The sequence below is a fragment of the Bacillus sp. 05T31 genome (assembly GCF_056396725.1).
This window is the reverse complement of sequence record NZ_JBFTMA010001183.1, coordinates 1-753: the sequence shown is the minus strand read 5'-3', so window position 1 is coordinate 753 and position 753 is coordinate 1. Positions and strand designations below refer to the sequence as shown.

General features: G+C 33.5%; 1 protein-coding gene and 1 pseudogene. Both read right to left on the bottom strand.

The features are described 5' to 3' along the window. Positions 1–22: 22 nt before the first annotated feature. Positions 23–604 (bottom strand): competence protein ComK, encoded by a 582-nt coding sequence (locus AC1DJR_RS32250; protein ID WP_477004499.1) that lies wholly within the window; start codon positions 602–604, stop codon positions 23–25. Between the two features lie 49 nt (positions 605–653). Next, positions 654–740, bottom strand: a pseudogene (locus AC1DJR_RS32245) (RNA-guided endonuclease InsQ/TnpB family protein); the annotation flags it as partial. Positions 741–753: the final 13 nt, after the last annotated feature.

Genomic DNA, 753 nt, shown 5'->3' with positions numbered 1-753 from the left:
GAGTCTCCCCATCCTTTCCCTCTCACACTTCGCCTTCCTTCACAAAATACACTTTCTCATATGCTGGTGTTAATTTAGATTCTTCATTTTTATCAATCTCTTTAAAGCAAGGATTTCCTTGTTTTTTCTTACGATCTTCATACTCTGTCCGTAATTTCGCTGTACGATTTTGCYGATTTTCAAAGCTACTTTTTGACATTTCTAGTTTCACAGCGAAACCATTTATAAATCTAATAATAAGATTTCCATCTTTTAATTCTTTATTATCTTCAATATGAAAATGAGACAACCACGCACACTCTTTTCGAGAATAAGAATACGTAGGGAAAAAATAAAGTTGATCTGTCGGGCTAATTGCGATAGGAGCTTTATGTGTAATACGAGTTAACTCCTTCGTTCCTTCTTTTCTTCCAAAGAAACTAGAACCATGCTTCCGGCAACTTCTCTCTATAATATCAAGAGGCTTTTGAAATACGAAAAAAGAATCTTCCATTTCTACAATTCGCGTAACAACTTTCTTTTCTCCTAGAACAACAGGAAGTAAGGCCATTGTATTTTTGCTTACAACATAGTTTTCGACATAACGTTCTACTTTACTTTCCATAGTCTACTGTCTGCTACTACAAATATAGGCAAATGTATATCCTTAGAGTATGTAGTTTTTGCACGCTAAGAATACTTTTATCTATACTCGCTCTTTTGTTAGTAACAGATTTTTCACCTCTCTTTTTTAAATTTTCAATTGCTATTTAA